Origin of the sequence: Pseudomonas fluorescens (assembly GCF_902497785.1) — a bacterium.
Taxonomy (GTDB): domain Bacteria; phylum Pseudomonadota; class Gammaproteobacteria; order Pseudomonadales; family Pseudomonadaceae; genus Aquipseudomonas; species Aquipseudomonas fluorescens_BO.
On sequence record NZ_CABVHK010000009.1, the window covers coordinates 92,495 to 116,157 of the forward strand.

The following is a 23,663-nucleotide window of genomic DNA, read 5'->3' on the forward strand; positions in this document are numbered from 1 at the left end:
TTCATCCTCAAGTGGGTTCAGGCATGTGGTCGTAGCTGGAGGTTTTGCTGACGGGCGAGGAATTTTGGCTCCATTCTCAACCACAGCAGAATGGTCGGGCCGACAATGGCGCAGCAGAAACAGCACACCAGCACAGCGGAATAGCTGCCGTACAGGTCATAGAGATGGCCGAACAGCATGGGTACCAGACCGGAGACAATGGTGATCAGGCACAGGTGCAGACCAAATATCCGCGCGTAGTCTTTCAAGCCGAAATAGCGCGCCATCAGGAATGCCGCCAGATCGAACTCAGCTCCGGCACTGGCGCCGATGCACAGGGTCGCCAGCACCAGCAACGGTGTGTTTTGCGCCCCGCCAAAGAGAAAGATCGCGCAGCCCAATGCGGGTAGCGCCAGGCTCACGGCGGCCACTACTGAAGGTGAATAGCGGTCCAGCAGATAACCCACCAACAAGCGCCCGCCGATGATGGAAATACCAAAGGTACTGAAGATCTGACTGGCTTGCTGCGCACTCAGGCCCTTGCTTTGCAGCATCGGCACCATGTTGGTGACCATGCCGACGGTCAACGACACCGACAATATCAATGCAACGTTAAAGCCCCAGTACATCCCTGAGCGCACTGCTTGTTTGAAGGACATGCCGGACAGCTCCGGAAGTTCCTTCTGCGTTGTCGCGTCAGGACTGGCGAGCAGCGCCGGCATGCGCAGCCACATCAATGACAAGGGCAACGTAAACAACAAAGGCATCGCCCCCAGCGCAATAAACCCGGCTTGCCAACCGTAGGCGGCAATCAGCCGCGACAACAGCGGTGGCAGAATCATCGCCATCAGCCCGGTGCCACACAGAATCACGGCCAGCGCCAAACCACGGTTACGCTCGAACCAGAGGTTGACCAGTTGCGTCCAGGTGATCGCAATGGTTCCGGCACAAATGATCGGCATGCTGAAAAACGCCAGGTACAACCAGCCGATCGAACCCTCAATCCGCGTGATCGCAAAGTAACCGACGATCTGCAGCACGATCGAAACAATCGCTACCCGGCGCAGCCCGAACCGACGGTACAGCCAGCCGACCAGTTGCGTGGAAATCGCCACACCGGCGAACAGAAAGGTGATGGAGGCCTGCAAGTCGCCCCGGCTCCAGCCGAACGCCTGTTCCAGCGGAATCACCAGGGTGCCGAAGGCGTACAGCAACGCAGCGGTAATACTGGTGCAGATGCCAAACAGGCCCAGGACAACCACGCGCCAGCCGCGCTTGAACTCGGAAAAATCATTGCCGGCGTGGGCCGTGGTGTTGCTACTGCGTGTATCCGATGTCATGACCTGACTCCCATCGCGGACGTGCGGGTTGATTAATGGCCCTTGAGGATTTCTTCGACCTTGGGCAGCGCGATCATGGTGGCGCCGCCATCCACCAGCAGCGAAGTGCCAGTGATATAGGAAGCCTCGTTGGAGGTCAGAAACAGCACGGCGTTGGCAATGTCGGCGGACTCGCCCAGACGCCCTACCGGGAAATGTGCAGCGAGTTTATGCGGCAGTTCATTGCCCAGGGTTTCGAGCATGTGATCAGTGCCGATCAGTCCGGGCTCGACGACGTTGACCAGAATATTCATGGCACCGAATTCCACCGCCAGGCCGCGGGCGAAGGCATTCATGAAGGCTTTGCTGGAACCATAGGCAATCAGGCGAGGGGTGTATTTGCGGTTGGCTTCGCCGGACGAGATGAAAATCAGCCGGCCTTTGTCGGCTGCTTTCGACAGATAAGGTGCGCAGTCCTTGGCCAACCAGAACAACGATTGAATATTGCTGCGAACGATGTGATCAAACGTATCATCGGCCATTTCGGCGATCAGCCCGTGACTGGTATCGGCAGCGCAATGCACCACGATGTCCAGGCCACCAAAGTGCTCTACACCATCTTGCACCATTGACTTGATCGCCTCGCGGTCGGCGATGTCGCCACCGACCAGGCAGGCTTGCGCGCCCAGGGCCTTGATCTGTGCGATCGTTTCTTCACCGTATCGAGCGGTGCGTGCCGACACCACCACCTTGGCGCCTTCTCGGGCATAGGCCAGGGCAATGGCGCGACCCATGCCTCGACCTGCACCGGTGACCAGCACGACTTTGTCGCGGAATTTCATCGTGATTCCTCATTGTTGTTATTGGTGGAGGCTACTGATACAACGCGTACGCTCCCCTGTAGGAGCTGCCGAAGGCTGCGATCTTTTGATCTTGCCTTCAAAAGTCAAAGTCAAAAGATCGCAGCCTTCGGCAGCTCCTACAGGGGTAAAGGTTTCGGTCAACTGTTTACAGGTCTTTGCCTGGCACATTGCGGGCCGAGCCATTACGCCGGTCCGATTCACCCCAGCCCAGCCAGTGTGAAGGCTCACGGGTATCGCCAACCCGACGCCAACGGCCTTCCTGCTGCGCAGTGATCGGGAAGCCACCGACGAAGTCGATCATCTCGCCCTTCTCATCAGGCAAAAACTCCCACTCTTCCTTGCCTTCCAGCACGATTTTCGCGGATTTGAGGAAGTAGCTTCCGTCCTTGTGTTCGGTGTTTCCTTCGATATCGGTGGTGACCCGAACCTCGCCTTTTTCATTGTTGAAAATGGCGTAGCCCAAGTGGTCGTGACCGACCATGAAAGAGCCGGTATCCCAGGTGCCATCTTTATAAACGGTGACGAAGGACCACCAGATCACATGCTTGTTGTTGTTCACCACCAAGTCTTTCTTGAAGTGAATGGCGCCGCCTTCGGCCATGTAGAACTGGTCCAGCGCCATGGCGCCTTTCACCGGACGCCCCTCGCAGACACCGGCGATATCCCACAACTGCGAAACATAAAAGGTGCCCCATTCCACGCCTGGCAGGTACCACTGCAAACCTGGGCCAAGCAGTCGGCCTTCGAGGTGAAACAGGCCTTCTTCCTTCCAGGTCAGGCGTTCGCTGCTGGCGGTGATCTCCCAAGAGTTGCCGGGTTCGCCCGGGTGGCTGGCCCAACGTGCGACATCGCCTTCCAGGCTGTGTACCGGCAGTGGTGTCAGCGCCTGGCGGGCCATTTTTTCGTGGTCCATGCGCAGGTTGACGTTATCGACGTGATTGTTCAGGTAGAAGAACTTGGTTGGGTTGGGGGTGCCATTGGGCGCCATCAGCGACCGTACGAATGAGTAAATGTTGCCTTGCTCATCGCGCACAGAACCGAACGGCGAACTTTTGCTCAGGTGCAGGCCGAAGAAGCCGCGTTCGGCTGACATCGAAGCGCCGGTGACCTTGTGCGGCCCAACCAGTTGTTGAAAGCCGAAATCACCGCGTTCTGGAATGGTTTTAAACGTTCTCATGATGCCCTCTGTTGTTTTTGTTGAGGCAGGGAAACGGGATTACAGCGTGATTCAGTCCCAGATCACCGGGAGCGTGGACACGCCTCGCAATTGCGCTCCGCCGATCTGCGGGACGGGTTGGCTCGGGTCGAGTCGCAAGTTGGGAAAGAGGTCGAGGATGGCGTTGACAGCGCAGCTGATTTCCACTTTGGCGACGAACTGACCGATACACATGTGCGGGCCGAAGCCAAAACCAAAGGAGGGTTTTGGCTTGCGATCAATGTCGAATACCTCAGGGTTTTCAAACGCATCTTCGTCGCGGTTGGCGGACACCACCATGCACTGGACGAACGAACCCTTGGGGATTTTCACGCCGTGAAATTCCACTTCCCGGGCGGTTTCGCGCACCTTGAAAGTGGCCACGGGTTCAAAGCGCGTGGTTTCGTCCATCAGCTTGCCGATCAATGAGCGGTCGGCCTTGACGCGTTCCAGCAAGCCGGGCGTGGTCAAGAGCAAAGTCATTACCGAGCCAAACATGCGCGTGGTGGTTTCGCCCGCGGCTGGCAAAAGCGAGCGAGTGAAGGTGATCACCTCGTGGTCATCCAGCGTGCGCCCTTCGTACTCCGCGCGCAGCAAACGCCCGACCACATCATCGCCCTGGCTGCCCTCGGCACGACGTTGCACCACCACCTCGGCAAGCGCGTCGTACAGACCTTTGACAGCGATGCCGGCCTGACGTCGCGCTTCAACCATTTTGCTCGGGTCAATCTGGTTGCCGCCGACAATGGCCAAGGCCCACGCGGCGTATTGCTTGTACTTGGAGGGCTCATCCGAGGGGAAGCCCATCAAAGCGTACATGACGCGAATCGGCAGCTCGAGGCCGAACTTCATCAAGTCGGCCTTCTTTGCCGGCAACATCGGCTGGATGTACTCCTCGCGAATCACTTGATCGATCTGCGGGCGCCACTTGTTCACGGTCTCCGGCATAAAGGCCGGTTGCAGCAAGGCGCGCACCTTACGGTGCTCGTCACCGTCCATGGCAAGAATGATCAAACCATCGAAAAACGCGCCAAGACCTTCGGCAATAAAACCGCTGGTATAGGTCGCACCATCGCGCAGGACAGTCATTACATCCTGGTATTTGAACAAGGCGAAGGTCGGGCGAGTGCCCTGCTGGGTGCCGGCATTCGTCGGCACGCCAAACTGGGTGATGAAGTCGCCTTCATAGATGGGCGATTTCAGCCGTTGCTCGCGGCACACCGCGTGAATATCCAGGTCGGTGCCCCGATACATTTCCGACACAGCGGAGTATGCGGTTGCCAGGTCCAGTGCTGCGCTTTCGTTGCTCATCAGGAGCTCCTGTCTTGTTTTTATTCTTCTTGCACACCAAGATTGTCCGGCTGCCGACCCATGGTATGTGGTTGTGTCTGCGCCGGTAGTCCGCTTCGTTTGACTTGGGGTCAAACGAAGGCCCCCGGGGAAATGCTTCAAGGTGTGAATAACCTGGCCAAAACTGGCATGAGGAGGACGAGGTGGCGGTAAAGGCAGGAGAAGGTGGCGAACAGGGCAAACGCAATACGATGAATCGCCTGCTCGCGGCAGCGCGCGTGGAGTTCGCCAGAAAAGGCCTGGCCGGTGCGCGCGTGGAAGAAATTGCCCGGGAAGCCGGCGTTACCAAACAGCTGGTCTACCACTACTACAACTCCAAGGAAGGCCTGTTTGTAGCGGTACTGGATGAGTCTTCGGACAACATCATGTCCGAGCTGGTCAACCTCAATGTCGAAGAGCTTTCACCGCCAGTGGCGATGCGCGCCGTGCTCAATCATTTTTTTGACCAGTACCGTCTGGACCCCTTCCTCGGCAGCCTGGCGCTGGAAGGCATTCGCTACCATGACACCCACGAAACACCTCGCAACCATTTTCTGGAAATGGCACCGAAGCTGATCGCCAAGCTCGACGCGATTTTGTTGCGGGGTGCGGCCAGTGGTGATTTTCGCGCAGACATCAACCCGCGCCTGTTGTTGGCCAGCGCTTCGCTGGTGACTACTGGCTGGTTCACCAACCGCTATTCGATGTCGGCACTTGCCGGGCTGGATACGGACTCGGAGCAAGGCATGGCCACCTGGCGTCAGTACTCGGCGGATTTTGTGCTGGCGAGTATTTCGCTGGGCGCAGAAAAAAACGTCGACGGCGTTTAAGCACCGTTCACACACTCTCGCCCAATGAGCTTTCCCTGTGGAAGCAGGCTTGTTCCCACAGGGGGGGGTTGCTTAGGGGCTTGGAATCAGCGACCCGCTTCAGTCAGCCTTTTTACGCAAATACTTGCTCACCCGCTTGGCCGCCAACCGCCCGGCCATGCCGTTTACCCCACCGCCCGGATGAATGCCGGCACTCCCTAAATACAGTCCCGCCACCGGCAAGGTATCGCCTCCCAAACCGTACGCCGGGCGCATGGTGCTCGAGCGCATCGAGGTGGTGTCGATATGCACCACGCAGCCATTCACCGTGTTCAAGCGCGCAGTAAAATCCGGAGCAGCCTCGATATGTCGGCCAATCACCTGCCCCTCGATCCCATCGATGTAGTCATACAGCTGTTCCTGCACCTGGTCGGCCACCCGCTCACGCAGCGCGTCCCAACCTTCATTGGGATTCACCGGCATCACCGGCGGATAGATGTACAACACATCCTGCCCGGTTGGCGCTTGTGAAGGGTCGGCCGCACTGGGTGCGGCCACGGTGATATAGGGCAACTTCGGTACTTCACCACGGGCGCAGGCGGCGAAGTTTTCCAGCACGGCTTCTTCGGTGCCGATCAGCATGACGGTTTTACGCAAATCCACGCCATCGCCGCGAATGGCAGCAAAACGCGGCAAAGAAATCTGCCCACGCAGGGCAACATCCACCTTCAATGGTCCCGACCCTCTGCCGTTAGCAGGTGCCATGGCGATACGGGTCAGCAGGTGTTGAGGGATTTCACCACGGGTAACCATGTCCAACGCCGGCTTGGGGTGGCAGCCGGCAATGACCGCACGTGCGGTGAACTGACGACCATCAGCCAGTTTCACGCCTTTGATCAGACCGTCCCTGGCAACGATTTCACTGACGCTGGCCGACACCAGCACTTGCCCGCCCAGCTCTTCCAGTCGAGTCTGCATGGCATTGCTCAACTGCTGCATGCCACCCAATACCCGGCCCACGCCAAAACGATGAAGGAAACCGAGCAAGGCGTAATAGATGCCACCGCCATCGGCGCTGATATCCCCTGCCAGCCCAGTGAGTGCACACATCGCGGAAATGGTCACCGGATGCTCGAAGCGCTCACGTGCCGCCTGCAACGCGGAGCCTGTCATCAGCGCCATCAGCTCGGGTTTCAGCGCTTTGTGTTTGATGGCGGTGCCAAGCATTTTCAGCTTCACGCCGAGGTTTGTTTTGGCCGGGTCGACACGCATCATCGGCAGCGCGATATCGAGGAACATGTCGATGACTTTCATGAACTGCAGAAACGCCTCGGCATCCTTGCTGCTGAACCGGCGGATCTCGGCGGCGGTTTTCTCGCGATCGCGCCAGAAGATCAGAGATTGGCCATCCGGATGCAAGTACACATACCCCGGCGCAAGCTCTATCGATTTGAAACCGTGTCGATCAAGTCCCAGCTCCGCTGGCACATGGGAATGCACGCGCATCGACATCATGTCCAGGGCACAGGGATGAACCAGATGCTGCGGCGCTTCGGGTATCAGGTAACCCGAGGAGGCCATCCCGCCGACCTTGTCCAATGCCTCCAGAACCAGCACCTTCTTGCCTTCCAGGCCCAGGTAGCAGCCAGCCGAAAGGCCATTGGTGCCACCGCCGACGATGATCACATCAAAATCCGTAGTGCTCGCATTTTGGTTCTGGTTCATCAATTAATTCCAAGTCGAGTTCAACCACAGCGGCGCGCGGCGGCTATGGCGGCAAAGATCAGCCGCGGCGCACCGCACGGGATGCGCCGGGCAAGGGTTACATGCCGGTGCGGCCCATCTGCGCAAACAGCGCGCGCATCGCCACCAGGGAGGGGGTGTGGCTGCTGAAACCACCATCAGCGACCAGCGTGGTGCCCGTGACAAATGAGGATTCGTCACTGGCCAGGAACGCCACCACATCGGCAATCTGCCGAGGCGTGCCCAGCTCGGCAGTGCAGTGGTTGTCGCGCAGGATGTCGAGCAAGGGTTCAGGCATGGCGTGTTCCGAAGGCGCCAGGCCGATCTGCACGGCGTTGCCGCGAATGCCTTGTTTGCCGTATTGCGAGGCGACCATGCGCGGCAGCATCATCAGCCCCGCCTTGGAGGTGGCGTAGCCGGTCAGGGACATATCGCCCTGCATGCCCAGACCCGAGGTGGCGAAGATAATCGAGCCCTTGCCGTTCTCCAGCATGACCGGAATCACATGCTTGGTGCACAGCACCGCGCCACGCAGGTTGACGGCGATGGCGCGGTCCCAGGCCTGCATGTCGAGGTTGACGAAATCGCGGTCTAGCTGACGTTGCTCGGCGTTCAGGATCGCCGCGTTGTTGTGCAGAATGTCGATACGGCCGAAATGCTGTTTAACCTGAGCAACCATCGCGCGCACGGCGTCTTCCGAGGAGACGTCGGTGGCGATCGCCAAGGCTTGATGCCCCTCGGCGAGGAGTGACTGGGCCACAGCTGTGGCCCCCTCGAAATTGATATCGACCACCGCAATACTTGCACCATGCGACGCCAGCACCCGTGCGCACTCAGCGCCCAGGCCGCCACCGGAGCCGGTAATAATGGCCACTCGTCCTGCCAGTTTTCCTGTGCTCATGCTCTGTTCCTTATTGTTTTGAGTGGCGCTTTACTCGCCGGTAAATCGCGGTTCGCGCCGTTCACTGAACGCCTGGGCCGCCTCGCGGGCATCCTTGGTCGGGGCCAGCAAGGCGAACAGATCAAGCTCCAGGTCCAGGCCACGTTTGAGGTCCATGTCCAGCGCCGCCCGTGCTGCCTGTTTGACAAACGCCGACGCGGTGGGTGGTTTGACGGCGATGCGCTGAGCAAAGGCCCGTACTTCGTCCAGCAGGCTGGCGTTGTCGCTGGCCAGGCGGCTGACCAGACCAATGCGCTGCGCTTGTTCGGCGCCCACCCGGTCACCGGTGAGCAACATGTCCAATGCCTGACCCGGCGCCACCACTCGGGACAGTCGTTGCGTACCGCCGCCGCCGGGAATCAGCCCCAGGCCGGTTTCCGGCAGGGCGAACACGGCATCGGGCGCGGCGAAGCGGATGTCACACGCCAGCACCAGTTCCAACCCACCGCCCATGCAATAACCATGAATGGCAGCGATCACCGGTTTGCTGATGCCATCCAGCGCTTCGATCCAGCGCACCTGTTCCATGCGCTGCCGCACTTGCAGGCTCGATTCCGGGCCACGACGCTCCTTGATATCAGCACCCGCACAAAAGCCTCGCTCACCTTCCCCGCGAATCACGATCACGCGAATGTCCGGGTCTTGCTGCAACAGCGCCAGTGCTTGCGGCACGCCCTGACGAATATCGTCGTTGATGGCGTTGATCTGCCGGGGCCGGGTCAGTACCACCCAACCCACCATGGCATCACGCTCAAGGCGCACCGCATCGTTGATCAAAACGGGAGACTGCGGTTCTTGCGCTGTGCTCATACAGGGCACTCCTCGAACTCGAAGACCTGGCCATTGAGTTCTTGTGGGTCGATCTTGATCAACGCACGGCCGCCGACGGCCTCGGAGGATTCGATCCACTGGAACCGCGTGCCGCGTGACCGCAGATCCTCGGCCTTGGCAGCCAGATCGTTGACACCGATGCGGATGTAGTACGGACCCGGCCCCCAGTTATTGACGTAGTGGCCGGCGTCGGTGTTCCAGTAGGTCGCCTCGAGGACATCGAGGGTGGCACTGTTCGGCACGGTGAAACCCATACGCGCACGGCGGTAACCTTCGCTGCCGATGCTCTCGACCGGCCCGCTCGGTTCCCAATCGAGGTTGGTCGAGACCTTACGCAGGGTTTCATCGAGGTCGCGTACCAGGAAGCCACGGGCGGTGACGCGGACCATGTCGCCGGGCTTGAGATCACGCGGCTGCATCGGTGGCAACTGATACGTTTCCGGCGGCATCTGCAAAGGCTCGGTCGGCATGATCTCAATGCACAAACCGCCATCCACCGTGGGCTGGTAATACGGTTGCTCGGGAGTGGCACCCAGCCATAAGCGGTCGAAGGGCATTTCCGGGGTGCGCTGCGCCATGCGGAAAGGCAAGCGACGACGCATCAGTTTGTCTACCAGCGCGTCGAACTTGTCCCCGTGCAGGGCCAGCACGATGGAGTGCGTGATCATCGGCCGATGATGCCCCTGGAAATCCTTCAGGCTTTCCAGAAAGTCATGGAACAACGGATCACCGGGGTTCGGCCGATCCAGGTGCCACTGCGGTTCGATGCGCGTAGGCGACACCGCGAGGGATTTGTGTACCCGCAGGAAATGCGCAATATACGGGTGATTATCGAACGCCTGGCGCCAGCGTTCGTGTTTGTAGATGCCGAGCTTGTCGACCAACATTTCCGTCATGCCGTCCGGGTCCGGAACCATCATGTCGGCACTCATCAATAACTCGAACATTGTTCTCTCCTTGCAGTTGCCAGCCAGGTCTGTGCCCGGCTATTAGTCAGCGGACACGCCGGGGTAAGGCGAGCTCGGTCAATTGGGGTGCAGGTGCGCTGGCCGCGGGTTTGCGCGGTTCCTGTTGGGCGCGCGCGTCCTCCAGATCGAGGGTCACGCCGGCCTTGGAGTTGCCTTTCGGGTTGAGCAGGTAATGCGAGAGGGCCGGGATCAGCACCAGCGCACCGAGCATGTTCCACAGGAACATGAAGGTCAGCAGAATGCCCATGTCCGCCTGGAACTTGATCGGCGACCAGGCCCAGGTAATCACCCCGGCGGCCATGGTCAGGCCAACGAGCGCCACGACCCGACCGGTGAAATCCAGCGAGCGGCGATACGCAACCGCCAGGCTTCCACCGCGTTCCTGCACCGCCAGTTGCACACTGAGCAGATACAGCGCGTAGTCCACGCCGACACCGACACCCACGGCGATTACCGGCAAGGTGGCTACTTTCAGGCCGATCCCCAACCAGACCATCAGCGCCTTGCAGATGATCGTAGTCATCAGCAAAGGAATCAGCGCCACCAGGGTTGCGCGCCAACTGCGGAAGGTCAGCAGGCAGAGCAAGGCCGTAGCGCCATACACGGCCAGGTACATGGTGATGATGCCCTTCTCTACCTCAATGTTAGTGGCGGCCTCGATCCCGGCATTACCCGCAGCCAGGAGGAATTCCACAGGCTGCTCGGCGCCAGCGGGTGTGTTGTTTTCCTTGGCGAACTCTTCAGAAACTTTCAACACCCGGCTCAGTGTGTCGGCTTTGTGATCAGCCAGGTAGGCGATCAATGGAGTGACCGAGCACTGCTGGTTGGTGATGCCCGGTGCAGAAATCATCGCGGCATCCACCGCCGAGTTGGTGATCGCCTGGTCGCGGCTGATGCTCAACCATTTCGGGCTGCCTTCAGCCATGCCGGAGCTGATCATGCGCACGGTTTCGGCCAGCGACTGGGTGGTTTGTACACCAGGCGTCTGGCGCAGGCGCCAGGCCAGTTTGTCCATGCTTTGCAGCGACTGGTACAGACGGCAGCTGTCTTCGTTGGTCTTCATGATGACCACGAACTGGTCACTGGAAAGTCCGTAGTGGCTGGTGATGTAGGCGTTATCGCGGTTATAGCGCGAATCCGCACGCAACTCCGGTGCACCGGGATCCAGATCACCGACCTTGAGGTGCATCATCACCACGCTGCCAATCAGCGTCACCACCAGCGATACGGCAATCACCGCCGTGGCCATCGGCCGTTCGGTGAAGCGATCCAGGCCGCTCCACAGACGCCCGAGAAAACCGCGGTTTTCTGCGCCGGCCTGATCTTTGGCGATGGCGATACGCGCGGCTTTCTTACTGACGCCCAGGTACGACAACGCCACCGGAATCAGCAGCAACTTGGTGAAAATCAGCACGGCGACACCAATGCTGGTGGTCAGTGCCAGGTCGCGAATCACCGGAATATCAATGATCACCAGCACGGCAAAACCAACGATATTGGTCAGGAGCGCAGTCAAGCCAGTGAGAAACAAGCGGCGGAAGGTATAGCGCGCAGCAATGTATTTATGGGTGCCACGGCCAATGTCCTGAAGAATGCCGTTCATTTTTTGCGTGCCGTGGGAGATCCCGATGGCAAAAATCAGGAACGGCACCAGGATGGAGTAAGGGTCCAGTTCGTAGCCGAGGAGTTGCATCAAACCCAGCAACCACACCACCCCCGCCACTGCCACGCTCACCAGCAGCAAGGTACTGCGCAGGCAGCGTGTATAGAAATAGACGAACAACCCGGCGATCAGTACCGATGCGCCAAAGAACAGCATGACCGAATACAGGCCGTCGATCAGGTCGCCCACCAGCTTGCTGAAACCCACAATGTGGATGCCCACTTTGTCACTTTCCAGCGAGCGAATCTGCGCTTCCAGTTGCTTGGAAAAATCACCGTAATCCAGGGGTTGTCCGGTCTGCGGATTGGTATCGAGCAGCGGCGCGACAATCATGCTCGACCGGCCGTCGTTCGCCACCAGGTTGCCAATGATCCCGGAACGCATAATGTTGCGGCGCAAGGCCGTGATCGATTTGTCACTGCCGTCGTAATCCGATGGCATGACCGCACCGCCATCAATGCCCTCCTCCGTCACTTCTTTCCAGCGAACGATGGGCATCCACAGCGATTTCATCCAGGAGCGGTCGATGCCTGGAATCAGGTACAGGGTGTCGTTGACCTTTTGCAGCGCCAGCAGATAGTCGGCGTCGTAGATATCACCGGATTTGTTTTCCACCACGACGCGAATGCTGTTGCCCAGGCCTGGCAACTGGTTTTTATACGCCAGGTAATTCTTGATGTAAGGGCTGGAGCTGGGAATCATTTTTTCGAAGCTGGCATTGACTTGCAGCCGTGTAGCGAAGAAGCCCAGCACCACAGTGGCGAGCAAGCAGGCAACGACGACCACCATGCGATGACGGAATATGACCCGTTCAAACCAGCCACCGGAGTTTTTGTCAAAGTCCTCCAGGTTGGCAATCACTGGCATCCCGCTGTTGAATTTTTGCTCGACCATTTTTTCTTTCTCGTAGGGGAATCGTGCCGGGGGCTTTAGTTGGCCTGGGCGATATCGATGACCTTGGCGCCGCTGAAGCGCGTGACAAGCAGGCTCCCAGCCTGTTTGGTGGCACTGGCTGCATACACCTCGCCTACCCGCGCATCTGCCAGCGGGGTGACCTGCAAACTCTGCCGGTCAACGCTGACCAGTTGCCCACCCTGGCTCACGACGATCAAGGCATCACCCTGCTCGACAATGCTGACCAGGCTGCTATTGAGATTGGTTGCCACAGGCTGCCATTGCTGGCCGTCATCACGGCTGGCAAACAGGTTGCCGCGCAGCCCGTACGCCAGCAGCAGACCGTCGAAGGCGCGGACGCCGAAGTAAGTGCCGGTGTAGGGCGTATCGATTTTCACGAAACGTTGTTGCGGACCATCCAGACGCAGCAGCAAACCCTGCTCCCCGCCGATGTAAAAAGTGCCCGCTTGTTCCGCCAGTCCATACAGGTGCATGCGCCGATCGTTATCACTGCGCTCGGTCCACGGCTGCCAGTTCTGGCCGTCATCCGTGCTGTGCAACAACATGCCGAAGGCACCCACGGCAAATCCGTTGCCGTGCTCATCGAACATCACATCGAGAAAGGGTGCGGCCAACACGTCCGGCGTCGCCGAGGTACTGGCGGCCATAGCCACTTCCTTAAGCATCTGGGCTGCGGCTTCATCACCTTGTTCGGCCCGTGGGCCGTAGTAAGCGTTGAGCAAGGTCAACAAGCGGCGCCCGTCGAGCTGCACTTGCCAGCTTTGACCGCCATCGGTGGTGTGCATGACCACCGCATCGTGACCGACGATCCAGCCATGACGCTCGTCGCGAAACCGCACTTGCACAAGATCGCTGGACACCGGGCTATCGACCTGTTGCCAGGTGCGGCCCTCATCGATGGAGCGCTGGATCAACCCGTGCAGGCCGACGCCAATCATCGCGTCGCCCGCTGTGGCGACCGACAGCAAGGGTGCGGGCAGGTGTTCATCGATCCGCTGCGCCGGCACGTCGAGCGAATCGGCCGACAACGCGACGGCGCTGTAGGCAGGCGTCGTCAGCAATGAGCTCGCGCCGACCGCAAACGCGACTGCCAGGAGCAGACGCGAAGTGCAGAGAAGAAAAGAAGCAGGGCAAGGGCTAGTCATTATTTTTATTCCTTAACCATCCCGCGTGGCAAACACACCTGTTCTGCCTGCCCGGCTTGATGCGCAAACCGGCAGGCAGGACAGGCGAAATCACATCAGCGCTGGGTGACCCGAGCCACAATGGCTTCAGGATTCATGTCACGCTCGGAGAGTGGTTTGTCGATGAACTTGTAGCCGCCCTTCAAACCATCGTTGAGCAACGCGTACATGCCTTTGTTGAAGTCATACACGACGTTTTTCACGTTATAGGGAATGTTTTTGTCGTAGAGCTGGACGCCGCTGAGGAAGATCGAGCGATACAACGCGCCGCTCTTGTCCCAGGCGTCATACAGGCCGACGCCGAAAGTATCTTCATCCAGGTAGTAGGTGCGTTTGCTGTAGACATGGCGCATACCCGGCTTCAACGTGGCTTCCACGACCCACACCCGATGCAGCTCCCAACGCTCGTTCGCCGGGTTGGCGTGGTGCGGCATGAACTGGTCTTCCTGCTTGCCGACGCCGAAGTAGAATTTGTAGGCGTTGTACGGGATGTACATTTCCTTGCGACCGACCAGCTTGTAGTCAAAGCGGTCCTGGCTCCCGGAAAACATTTGCAGTTCGTCGAACAGCGTCACGCCACCCTGGCTGGCAACGGGTGTATCAAAGGCAAATTCCGGTGCGAGTTTTACCCGGCGCTGGCCTGGGGAATAACTGAACGAACGACGGGCCTTCGCCAATGGATCGAGGAAGTCAGTGAGCACCACCACTTCACCGGAGCGCCGCGCCGGATAGTCGTTGCGCGAGAACACTCGTGCGTACATCAGTGGATCGCGATCCGCCTGAGTCACCTGGTAGTACGGGGTTTCTTCGAATGTCGCCTGTTCAGCGGTCTTGGTGATCGAGCCGTTGGCGTCGACTACCCAGCTGTTGGACGAAGTCGTGGTCGAGTAGCCGGTGCCGATTTTGTAGCGCACCTGCTGGTTCCACATCACTTCATTGCCGGTCTTCGGAATCGGGAACGGCAGGCCGCCACGGCAAGATGGATCAACGGCCAGGCCATCTTTCTGGATCGCGCAGCTGCTGGCGTTTCGCACGGTGGCATCGAGTACCGCTTTGGGATAGGCAGTCGTGCGATGGCTTGGGTAAATGTCGATGTAGTAAGTCGGGTATTTCTTGATCAGGGTTTTCTGCCCCTCACTGAGCTTGTCCGCATACTTGTCGACGTTTTTGGCGTCAATGCGAAACAGTGGCTTTTCATCTTTGAACGGATCAACCCAAAACCCGCTGTCGGGCTTGAAACCCGCCGGAGCGGTGGTAAGGCCGCCCTCGTAAGCGGGGATCGTGCCATCGGCGTTACCGGCCTGAATCGCTCCGAACTGCGTCAGGCTCTTACCCAGGTCCGAGGCGTCGCCAGCAGCGGCGGCTGTGAGGCTACAGGTCGCAAAACTCATCAGGACGGCAGTTAATGCAAGTGGACGTTTCATGAACACGTTCTCCGATTCTTGTTTGATTTATCAGAAGGAGGTCTTGAAGGTAAAAGCCAGCCAGCCGCGGTCTTCACCGCCTACGTTGCCGTTACCGGCGACGGTGCCATTGGCCAGGTTCTTCGGTTGGGCCGCTGTGTCGGCATAACGCAGGCCGAACTCATACAGCTGGGCATAAGTGAGTTTGACGCCGACGGAGTAAGCCAGCGCGCCTTCGCTGCCGCCACCGGCTGTTGGTGCGTTGCCATGCAGGCCGTAGTTGACGGTGAGAGGTACATCCATGTCCCAGGAGGGGAAGATCGAGATGTATTGCGGAGTGTAGTTGACCGCGACCGCATAATAATCTTTCGAGGAGCAGCCATCCGACTCGCTGCCGGACCCGGCGATACCTGGCGTTCTGGCATTGGTACAAGCGGCTTTTCCGACACCTTTATAGAGCTCTTCGTGTTCAGTCACGCGATCCAGGTGGCTGTAGGCGAACTCACCCACTAGGGTCGCGTTGTTCGAAATGAAGTTACGCGGCACGCCGTAAACGGCGTTGGCAATAAAGTGAATGGTGTCGCCGCGCGGGCCTTCGTCGTCCAGCGCGCTGACGCCAGTGGCATTCAAGGCACCGTTCATGCGGTAGGACAGTTCAGAGCCGACCGCAACCGTGTTGAAAACCCGAGCAAAACTGACGCCTGCCAGCTTCACGCCACGCGGGTAAACAACCCGGTACGAACCCAGCGCTGCCTTGACCTGTGGGGCCAGCCAAGGCTGGTAGTCGTCGAACTGGCGATAGTAGGCGCCGAACGTCGATTCGACATCTTCAACGTTGAGTTTGGCCATCACGCCCCAGTTTTTGCCATCGCGACCGAAGCGCGAATCCTGACGCTGCAACGTCGCTCCGTTAGGCGCTACCGGCAGTTGGTCCGGACCTTCGAACAAAGGGTCGGCCGCGCCGAAATAGGTACCCCCATAAGGAATGCGCGTGGGCTCCCATTCGTAGAAGTATTGACCGGCAACCGAAAGGTGATCAGTGACCTGGGCCTTGGCCGAGATCTGCCCCACCGGCAGAAACACTTCCTTGGTTTCGATACCCGGGCTGGTCGAGGCTTTCACGCCATCGCTGGGGGCCTGGGAGTAGGACACGGCGTGAGCGCCGAACAACAGGCTTTCACCCCAATAGTTGGTGTGACGACCGACTTTCACGTTGACCGGTGTGTCGCCGATGTTGAAGTTGCGCCAGACAAAGGCATCGAGAATCTCTCCCGACGGGCCGTTCATGTAGCGCTTCACTTCGTCGCTGTAACGATTGTTGTGATAGCTGGTGGCGTAGCCGGGAACGTTACTTTTCACATCGTGATCGTTATAGGCCTGGTCAAACCAGCCGGCACCACTGAGGCGTCCACCCCACTCGTTGAGGTAGGAAAAGTCGAGTTCGCTCAACACATCGAGACGATTTGTAACAATGTCGCCTTTATCGAACTTGCCGTCGGACTCGTCGAAGTTCGGCGTGTTCATGATGCGACTGTCCTGACTGTCAGTCCGCATGCCCAGGTTGTAGCGGACCGTGTTGTCCCAACGCAGGCGATAATCAGGGTTCGGCAGATCGAAAGAGAGCGCCATGACGCCTTGAGAGCCGCCAACCATCATCAGCGTAAGCGCACCTTGAGCCAGTACCAGCCGACTCTGCTTGGTCTTATGATTCATACACACTACCTTTTATTGTTATTTTCAGTCGCTATGTGCGTTCAAACGGTCGCTCCAGCGATATGCGCTACCCCACAATATCGTTGAATGTCTCGCCTGGACAGTCCGCTGAAGAGGTCTGGCACGCATCCAGACCCACTTTCCTCCTCAGTTGAAAGTCACCGTAACGGATCACAAAATAAAATTCCACATAAAGATTTGCATTCTTCATATAGAATTTCACACCCGTCAAGGTGAAGAATCGTTCCAGCAAAGGCGTTTCGCCGGTAAATACTGCACACAAAACAGATAACCGTTCAAATAAACTTTGACGCTTTTGTGCTTTGGGCTTTCAATAGCCCCTGCCATCCCACAGAACGCCTGGCGTTGCGCGGGTAAAACGGCAGTGAACCGCCAGAAGAAAAACAAGAGGAGCCACCATGAATATTGATTTGAGTGCCAAACGCGTGATCATCACGGGCGCTTCGCGGGGCATTGGTTTGGCCATCGCCCGGGCATTCGCAGCTGAAGGGGCGCGGGTAGCGATATGCGCCCGTAGTGCGTCAGACGTCCGGGAAGTCGGCGCGCAACTTGCGGAACACGCCCAGGCGGTGATTGCCCGGGCTGTCGACGTGACGGACAGTGAGGGGGTCAAGGCGTTTGTTGCTGAAGTTGCACACGCGTGGGGCGGGGTCGATGTGTTGGTGAACAACGCCGGTCAAGGCCGTGGCGGCAACCTCGACACCCTCACTCCGGAAGTCATCCTCGAACATGCCAACATTCTGCAGATGGGGCATTTCCGATTCGTGCAGGCGGTGGTGCCGTTCATGCGTGAACAGCGCTGGGGACGGATCATCGAAATCAACGCCTTGGCCGGGGTGATTCCGACGCCCGACGGAATTCCCTCAGTAATCAATCGCGCATCGTGCATCGCCCTCTCCCGCTCATTGGGCATGTCACTGCCCAAAGACAATATCCTGGTCAACAGCCTGAACATGGGTTGGATCGATACCGGTCAATGGGATCGTCACTACAAGGAAATGGGACCTGGCGTCAGTCGCGAGGAGTTCGACGCCATGGTGATGAAGGTGGTACCGCTCGGGCGTTATGGCAAACCTGAAGACGTTGCCGGTATGGCGCTGTTCCTGGCCAGTGAATATGCCAGCTTCATCAGCGCCGCCTCGATTGACATTGCCGGCGGCATGGGTGGGCAGATTGCCTACTTTCCAACCCTCAAACGCGATTTTGCCGCGACGATTGCGGCACGTAACGCTGCCAGCGAATAACACCAAAACATATCGACAAACTCTCCGGTGCGTAGTGCGCACCCTCAACGTTGGCGCCCCCGTGATGAACTTGCTGTTCCCTGTTCTTGCCACGCTGATCTGGGCCGCCAGTACCGTGGTCAATTGCCTTTCGGTTGGGGTGATTGACCCCGCAGCCATTTCCTTTTACCGCTGGCTGGTCGCGTTGCTGGTGTTGTCACCGGTGATGTTGCCCAAGGTCTGGCGGTTGCGGCAGCAGATTCGGCCGCACCTGCCCAAGTTGTGGCTGCTGGGCTTGCTCGGCATGTCGCTGTACCAGTCGCTGGCCTATTTCGCCGCGCACACTGTCAGCGCCACTTCCATGGGCCTGATCCTGGCGACCATGCCCCTGCTCACCGTGCTGCTCGCCTTTCCCCTGCTCAATACCCAACCGACCGCGACGTTATTGGTCGGTGCTCTGGTGTCGTTTGCCGGGCTGACGTGGTTGCTGGCCGCAGGCGACCTGCCCTCGCTCTGGGCACACGGGGTTGGCCAAGGGGAATTGATGATGTTGCTGGCCTCGCTGTCGTACGCGTTGTACTGCGTGCTGGTCAAGCGCTGGCAGATTCCCCTGCCGACCTGGGAAAGCCTTTACGTGCAAATAATCTGCGGCACCCTGCTGTTGGTGCCGCCCTTTGTGCTGGCCCCTTCGATAGCCCTGACAACCGCAAATGTCCCGCTGGTGTTGTTCGCGGGTCTGTTTGCCTCAGCGCTGGCGCCCGGCTTGTGGATGCGTGGTTTGCAAACCCTGGGGCCAGAAAAAACCGCCGTGCTGATGAACCTGGTCCCGTTATTTACCGCGGTGTTGGCGATTGTGTTGCTGGGGGAAACATTGCACCTGTACCACGCGGTCGGAGGCGGATTGATTTTACTGGGAATTGGATTGGCGCAATGGAAACCCGCGCGGGTAGTGACCGAAGTCGTGACCTAGGCGACCAGCAAGGTATCGCGCAATGTCTGCAAGCCTTTCTGGCTCAAACCACTGAAGCGCTGCAGGTAAAGATCCAGTCCACCGTACTCGGCGTCGATCACTGCATACGCAGCATTCAAGTACTCGGGACGGGCATCCAGCACTGCATCAATGGCCGCCTCGCTGACCGCTTGGCCGACCAGGTGGCTCACCGTGGTGCTCATGGCCTGCTGACGCGCCACCTCCAGCTGACTGAAGCGACGTGCCGAGAGCACATAGTCGGCCATGATGTGCTCCGGTGCGACGCCCAGTGCGTGCAGCAGCAACATCACCGCGACCCCGGTGCGGTCCTTGCCCGCCGTGCAATGAATGAGCACCGATGCATTGCGGGTAGAGAACAGCTCGAACAGCGCTGGCAACAACGGCGCCAACAGGTGCGGAAGTTGCCGGTAGACCTCCAACATCATGTTTCGCGCGCCCTGAGTCTCTGGATTATCAGCGAGCATGGCGGCAATCCGTGGGTCGGCACGAACATCACCAAGCACCTCCAGGTGGAGTTGCGCGATAGCCGAATCGGGTACGCCGCTCGGGTAACGCTCACGCTCTGCGGCGCTGCGTAAATCGCAGACGGTTGTCAGGCCGATCCGCCGCAAGGTCTGCCAGTCTTCAGCGGTCAGTCGATCCAGCTGTTCTGCCCGTAACAGGTAATGGTCGCCGATACGACGACCACAACCGGTGGGAATACCTTTGAGGCTGCGAAAGTTATCCGCACCCTGCAAGCGCAACTCTTCCTGCCCGACCATTCTCAATCCTCCAGTAGATGTTGATAGGCCTGCGTTAACGGACGCGCGCCCTGCCCCAGTGTCGGCGTACGGCGAGGCTTACGCCCATGTGTGAGCAAACGCACGGTATCAAAATCTTCTGCAGCGGCGAAGAAACGTTCCACCATCGGCAAACCGTCCTGCCCCCAGTCATCCATATTCGACATCCAGGTCTGCATCCCCCAAACCGGCCAACGGCGAAACTGTTCCCAGGCAGCGTCCTGGTCAAGCACGCCTTCGGCACCGAGGCTGATCAGTTTTTCGCGGTACACCCGCAGCAGGCGTTGCGCATCGGCGCGCCGTTCCTCGACGGTTAAGGCCCCCAGCATAAAATAGGCGATATCGCGCCATGGCCGGCCACGCCTCGACAGTTGCCAATCCAGCCAGATACGTTGGCCGTCGCTGCGTAAAAAACTGTTGCCCTGATGCGAATCACCATGGATCAGGCAGCTGGGTGACGACTGTTCGCGCTCGAAAGCTGCCAATTCATCAAACGCATGGCTGAACAACTCCGGTGTCTCATACATCCATTTCGGCAACAGGCGTTGGTACTCCGGTTTGCGCAGATTGACCTTGATGTAGTTGTACATACGCAGCAGGCCGTCGCAGTCCACCGGGTTGGCCATTGACACCGGCAGCCAGCCCTGGCCCCGTAGCTGCGGACTGTTCCAGGTGGCAGCATGCAACGTCGCCAGTGACTCCAGCCCCCGAGCGACGCCATCCACGCCCAGGTGATCGGTGCTATGGCCAAATTTCCCGGCGGCCAGACCAAGGTCTTCCATCATCACCACGCCTCGACCGCCGCCATCGGCGTCCCAGTCGGTGAGATAGGTGTCTGGCAGTGGCGCATCGGACCAGCCGTGCGCCAAATGATAAAAGCGCGCTTCCAGCTCACAGATATCGCCGCTCTCGAAACCCTCGGACCAATTCGACTTCAGGCACACGTGCGCAGGAATACCCGCGTGCTGACCGACCTCATTCAACTCAAGCCTGACGCGGAATTTGGTGGTGTGACCGTTTCGAACTTCCACTGCCGTTAACGCCAGCACCTCGACGCCCGGATAACGCGGCTGCAATAGCTGAGTTAGCCAGGCTGCGGTAATTTCGCTCAGGTGCCGTGGCAACCGTCCGCTGCGCTGCGGGTAGGGCCGCCCCAGCGAGCTATCCGTCACGGCGTCAGCACCCGACCAGCGTTGGCCGGCACCTTCAGCTTGAGCAGTTCGATCGCGTTACCGCTGCGAATCCGCTCGCGGTCTTCAGCGGACAAGCCGATGCCTTCGGTCAGATCGCCATGGTCGTAGGCCCCGCCAAAGTTAGTGCCGTACAACAGGCGCTCCGCCCCCACCACCTCGGCAACGCCACGACGCAAGCCCGGCGCATGAACGTCAAGGTCGAAGTAAAAGTTCTGCAGGTAATCCATCAACGGACGCTGATTGCGCGAGTCCGGTGCCATGGCCCGGTTCAGTTCGCTCAGGCGCCCCAACTGGAAAACCGCCATGCCACCGGCATGGGTGATGTAGGTTTTCAAGGTCGGGAAAACATCCAGCGCGCCACCGCAGATCAGGTACCAGAAGAACAGTGTTTCATCGACGCAGTCACCGACGATGGAGGTGGTTTCAAACTTGTCGTCCGTGTGTTTTTCGCCCCAGTAAATCGACTGATTGAAGCCATGCACCATGATCGGTACATCCAGCTGGGTGAGTTTTTCCCAGACGGGGAACAGGCGTTCGTCGTGAGCCTCCAGGCCATTGAAGTTGGCCCCGCCGACGCACACACCCTTGGCGCCCAACTGAGTCACTGCGCGTTCAATTTCCTTGGCCGCATTCAGCGGATCCGCGAGGTTGGCGTGGCACCAGAAATCGAAGTGGTCGGGATCAGCCCGACAAAATGCCGACAACTCGTCATTGCAGATGCGCGCGTATTCGTTAGCGAAATCTCCCGCCCAATACATAAAGCAATGAGACGGCGTGGACATCACCAGTTTGTCGACACCCCGCTCGGCCATCAGCTGGCGACGGCTGGCGTGGCTCATGCGCGCGAGGATATTGGCCTGCGCTTCGGCATCCGTCGCGGCTTTGACCGGTTGCTTGGTGCCGAGGGAAAAATGCCCCACGGTCAGCCCCTGCACTTTCATGAATGGCCCCCAGAACTCGTGACGGTTCAGCATGCCCTCAGTCAGCAAGTGGGCGTGGACATCAATCAGCATGGCGTTCTCCTTGTTGTAATTAGCCAGCAGACCGAACGACCCGCTCGCAGGGCATCCGGATCAATTTAAGGGATAACTGCACCCTCAATAATATAAACACATTTCTAATATGTGTTCATTTAAATATGAGTCGCAGGGCTACCTTTTATAAAATCCGCACAAAAAAAAGCGGCCCTCTCAGGCCGCAAATGCGTGTTCAACCGATGAAATCAGCGTTGGGTCTCCTGGGAAACAATCGACTCAGGCTTCATGTCACGCTCCGATAACGGCGTGTCGTGCACCCGATATCCGCCCTTGAGGCCATCGTTGAGCAAAGACCACATGCCTTTGTTGAAGTCATAGCTGACGTTTTTTACCGTGTACGGCAGGTTTTTGTCGTACAGCTGCACGCCACTCTGGAACAGCGCGCGATACAGCACCCCGCCCTGGTCCCAGGCGTCATACAGGCCGGCACCAAACGTGTCTTCGTCGAGGTAGTAGGTGCGCTTGCTGTAGACGTGGCGTTTGCCCGGTTTCAGAGTCGCTTCCACCACCCACACCCGGTGCAGTTCCCAGCGCTCGCAAGCCGGGTTGGCATGATGCGGCTTGAACTGTTCTTCCTGGCCGCAACTGAAGTAGAACTTGTAGGCGTTGTACGGGATATACATCTCCTTGCGGCCCACCAGTTTGTAGTCGAAACGGTCCTGGCTACCGGAGAACATCTGCAATTCGTCGAACAGGTTCACACCGCCCTGGTTGGGCACCGGCGTGTCGTAGGCGAACTCCGGCGCCAACTTGATGCGGCGCATGCCTGGGGTGTAGCTCCAGGCACGCCGTGGCTGGCTTTGCGGGTCGAGGTAGTCAGCGAGGATGATCAGTTGCCCGGCGCTGCGGGCCGGATAACTGTCCAGTGCCCAGGCGCGGTAGTACAACTGCGGATCGCGATCGGTCTGTTGAGTCTGGTAGTACGGCGCCTCCTCCATGGTCGCGGACTCGGCGGTCTTGGTCACCGAACCCTGAGAATCCACTACCCAACTGTTGGACGAAGCCGTGGTGGTGTAACCCGTTCCCTTGTAGCGCAGTTGTTGATTCCAGATGACTTCATTGCCGTTCTGCGGAAGCGGGAACGGCAGCCCGCCTCGGCATGCCGGATCGACTGCGAGGTTGTCCTTGGTCGTGCGGCAGTTACTGGCGTTGCGCACAGAGGCATCGAGCAACGCTTGCGGGTACGCCGCGGTCCGGTGGGTCGGGTAAATATCCAGGTAGTAGTCGGGAAATTTACTCAGCAGCATTTTTTGCCCGCCGCTCAAGCGGTCGGCGTATTGCTCCATGTTTTTCGAGTTGATCCGCAGCAGCGGTTTTTCATCCTCGAAGGGGTCGGCCCAGAAGCCGCTGTCGGGCTTGAAGCCTGGCGGGCTCTGCGTCAGGCCGCCGGTATAGGGAGGAATGCTGCCATCGGCATTGCCCGCGATAATTGCGCCGAACGGCGTCAGGGTTTTTCCGATCTGTGCAACCTGGTCGGCCGGTGCCGCAGCCAGGCTGGCGGTGGCGATGCTCAACAGCGCCACCGCCCATGCAAATTGTCCTTTCATAAACAGATACTCCGCTTC

19 protein-coding genes are annotated in these 23,663 nt (G+C 58.9%); 3 read left to right on the plus strand and 16 right to left on the minus strand.

What is annotated here, in order from left to right; translation table 11 throughout:
• Positions 1 to 17 precede the first annotated feature (17 nt).
• From F8N62_RS15070 to F8N62_RS15090, 4 genes are all read right to left on the minus strand, one after another.
• Entirely contained in the window at positions 18 to 1,319 is a 1,302-nt protein-coding gene (locus F8N62_RS15070; protein ID WP_057005043.1) for an MFS transporter, read from the minus strand.
• 32 nt (positions 1,320 to 1,351) lie between these two features.
• On the minus strand, positions 1,352 to 2,140 hold the full coding sequence (locus F8N62_RS15075) for an SDR family NAD(P)-dependent oxidoreductase (RefSeq protein ID WP_020300804.1): 789 nt from the start codon (positions 2,138 to 2,140) through the stop codon (positions 1,352 to 1,354).
• Positions 2,141 to 2,306: 166 nt separating this feature from the next.
• Positions 2,307 to 3,338: a hypothetical protein gene (locus F8N62_RS15085; RefSeq protein WP_020300805.1), complete on the minus strand. Its 1,032-nt coding sequence runs from the start codon at positions 3,336 to 3,338 to the stop codon at positions 2,307 to 2,309.
• A 51-nt stretch (positions 3,339 to 3,389) separates the two neighbouring features.
• Positions 3,390 to 4,667 (minus strand): cytochrome P450, encoded by a 1,278-nt coding sequence (locus F8N62_RS15090; RefSeq protein ID WP_020300806.1) that lies wholly within the window; start codon positions 4,665 to 4,667, stop codon positions 3,390 to 3,392.
• A gap of 182 nt (positions 4,668 to 4,849) precedes the next feature.
• On the opposite strand from F8N62_RS15090, the gene F8N62_RS15095 reads away from it, so the two are divergent.
• Positions 4,850 to 5,515 carry a TetR/AcrR family transcriptional regulator gene (locus tag F8N62_RS15095; RefSeq protein WP_020300807.1) on the plus strand — a complete coding sequence of 222 codons (666 nt, stop codon included), beginning with the start codon at positions 4,850 to 4,852 and terminating at the stop codon, positions 5,513 to 5,515.
• Positions 5,516 to 5,614: 99 nt separating this feature from the next.
• On the opposite strand, the gene F8N62_RS15100 is transcribed toward F8N62_RS15095, so the two are convergent.
• The 8 genes from F8N62_RS15100 to F8N62_RS15135 form a co-directional block, all read right to left on the minus strand.
• Complete coding sequence (locus F8N62_RS15100; protein ID WP_020300808.1) at positions 5,615 to 7,219, minus strand: phytoene desaturase family protein; 1,605 nt, start codon at positions 7,217 to 7,219, stop codon at positions 5,615 to 5,617.
• A 97-nt stretch (positions 7,220 to 7,316) separates the two neighbouring features.
• Positions 7,317 to 8,138, minus strand: a complete 822-nt coding sequence (locus tag F8N62_RS15105) for an SDR family NAD(P)-dependent oxidoreductase (protein WP_032904481.1) — start codon at positions 8,136 to 8,138, stop codon at positions 7,317 to 7,319.
• 30 nt (positions 8,139 to 8,168) lie between these two features.
• Positions 8,169 to 8,987: an enoyl-CoA hydratase/isomerase family protein gene (locus tag F8N62_RS15110; protein WP_057005042.1), complete on the minus strand. Its 819-nt coding sequence runs from the start codon at positions 8,985 to 8,987 to the stop codon at positions 8,169 to 8,171.
• Positions 8,984 to 9,955: a hypothetical protein gene (locus F8N62_RS15115; RefSeq protein ID WP_020300811.1), complete on the minus strand. Its 972-nt coding sequence runs from the start codon at positions 9,953 to 9,955 to the stop codon at positions 8,984 to 8,986. The genes F8N62_RS15110 and F8N62_RS15115 overlap by 4 nt, the downstream gene beginning before the upstream one ends.
• 46 nt (positions 9,956 to 10,001) lie before the next feature.
• A complete protein-coding gene (locus F8N62_RS15120) occupies positions 10,002 to 12,533 on the minus strand; it encodes an efflux RND transporter permease subunit (protein WP_020300812.1) in 2,532 nt (843 codons plus the stop codon).
• Between the two features lie 35 nt (positions 12,534 to 12,568).
• Positions 12,569 to 13,699 (minus strand): WD40/YVTN/BNR-like repeat-containing protein, encoded by a 1,131-nt coding sequence (locus F8N62_RS15125; protein ID WP_020300813.1) that lies wholly within the window; start codon positions 13,697 to 13,699, stop codon positions 12,569 to 12,571.
• Positions 13,700 to 13,794: 95 nt separating this feature from the next.
• Positions 13,795 to 15,162: a DUF1329 domain-containing protein gene (locus tag F8N62_RS15130; RefSeq protein ID WP_020300814.1), complete on the minus strand. Its 1,368-nt coding sequence runs from the start codon at positions 15,160 to 15,162 to the stop codon at positions 13,795 to 13,797.
• A gap of 30 nt (positions 15,163 to 15,192) precedes the next feature.
• Entirely contained in the window at positions 15,193 to 16,854 is a 1,662-nt protein-coding gene (locus tag F8N62_RS15135; protein WP_149417026.1) for a DUF1302 domain-containing protein, read from the minus strand.
• A 419-nt stretch (positions 16,855 to 17,273) separates the two neighbouring features.
• Here F8N62_RS15135 and F8N62_RS15140 point away from each other — a divergent pair, with 419 nt between their 5' ends.
• Both F8N62_RS15140 and F8N62_RS15145 read left to right on the plus strand, forming a co-directional pair.
• The gene (locus F8N62_RS15140; protein ID WP_020300816.1) at positions 17,274 to 18,119 is read left to right on the plus strand and encodes an SDR family oxidoreductase; all 846 of its coding nucleotides are present in this window, start codon (positions 17,274 to 17,276) and stop codon (positions 18,117 to 18,119) included.
• Positions 18,120 to 18,183: 64 nt separating this feature from the next.
• Positions 18,184 to 19,068: a DMT family transporter gene (locus F8N62_RS15145; protein WP_150709208.1), complete on the plus strand. Its 885-nt coding sequence runs from the start codon at positions 18,184 to 18,186 to the stop codon at positions 19,066 to 19,068.
• Here the strand turns inward: F8N62_RS15145 and F8N62_RS15150 are convergent.
• From F8N62_RS15150 to F8N62_RS15165, 4 genes are all read right to left on the minus strand, one after another.
• Positions 19,065 to 19,850 carry a tyrosine-protein phosphatase gene (locus F8N62_RS15150; protein ID WP_020300818.1) on the minus strand — a complete coding sequence of 262 codons (786 nt, stop codon included), beginning with the start codon at positions 19,848 to 19,850 and terminating at the stop codon, positions 19,065 to 19,067. The genes F8N62_RS15145 and F8N62_RS15150 overlap by 4 nt on opposite strands.
• Positions 19,851 to 19,852: 2 nt before the next feature.
• Entirely contained in the window at positions 19,853 to 21,040 is a 1,188-nt protein-coding gene (locus tag F8N62_RS15155; RefSeq protein ID WP_082643858.1) for a phosphotransferase, read from the minus strand.
• Positions 21,037 to 22,074, minus strand: a complete 1,038-nt coding sequence (locus F8N62_RS15160) for an amidohydrolase family protein (protein ID WP_020300820.1) — start codon at positions 22,072 to 22,074, stop codon at positions 21,037 to 21,039. The genes F8N62_RS15155 and F8N62_RS15160 overlap by 4 nt, the downstream gene beginning before the upstream one ends.
• 209 nt (positions 22,075 to 22,283) lie before the next feature.
• Positions 22,284 to 23,645 (minus strand): DUF1329 domain-containing protein, encoded by a 1,362-nt coding sequence (locus tag F8N62_RS15165; RefSeq protein ID WP_020300821.1) that lies wholly within the window; start codon positions 23,643 to 23,645, stop codon positions 22,284 to 22,286.
• Between the last annotated feature and the right edge of the window lie 18 nt (positions 23,646 to 23,663).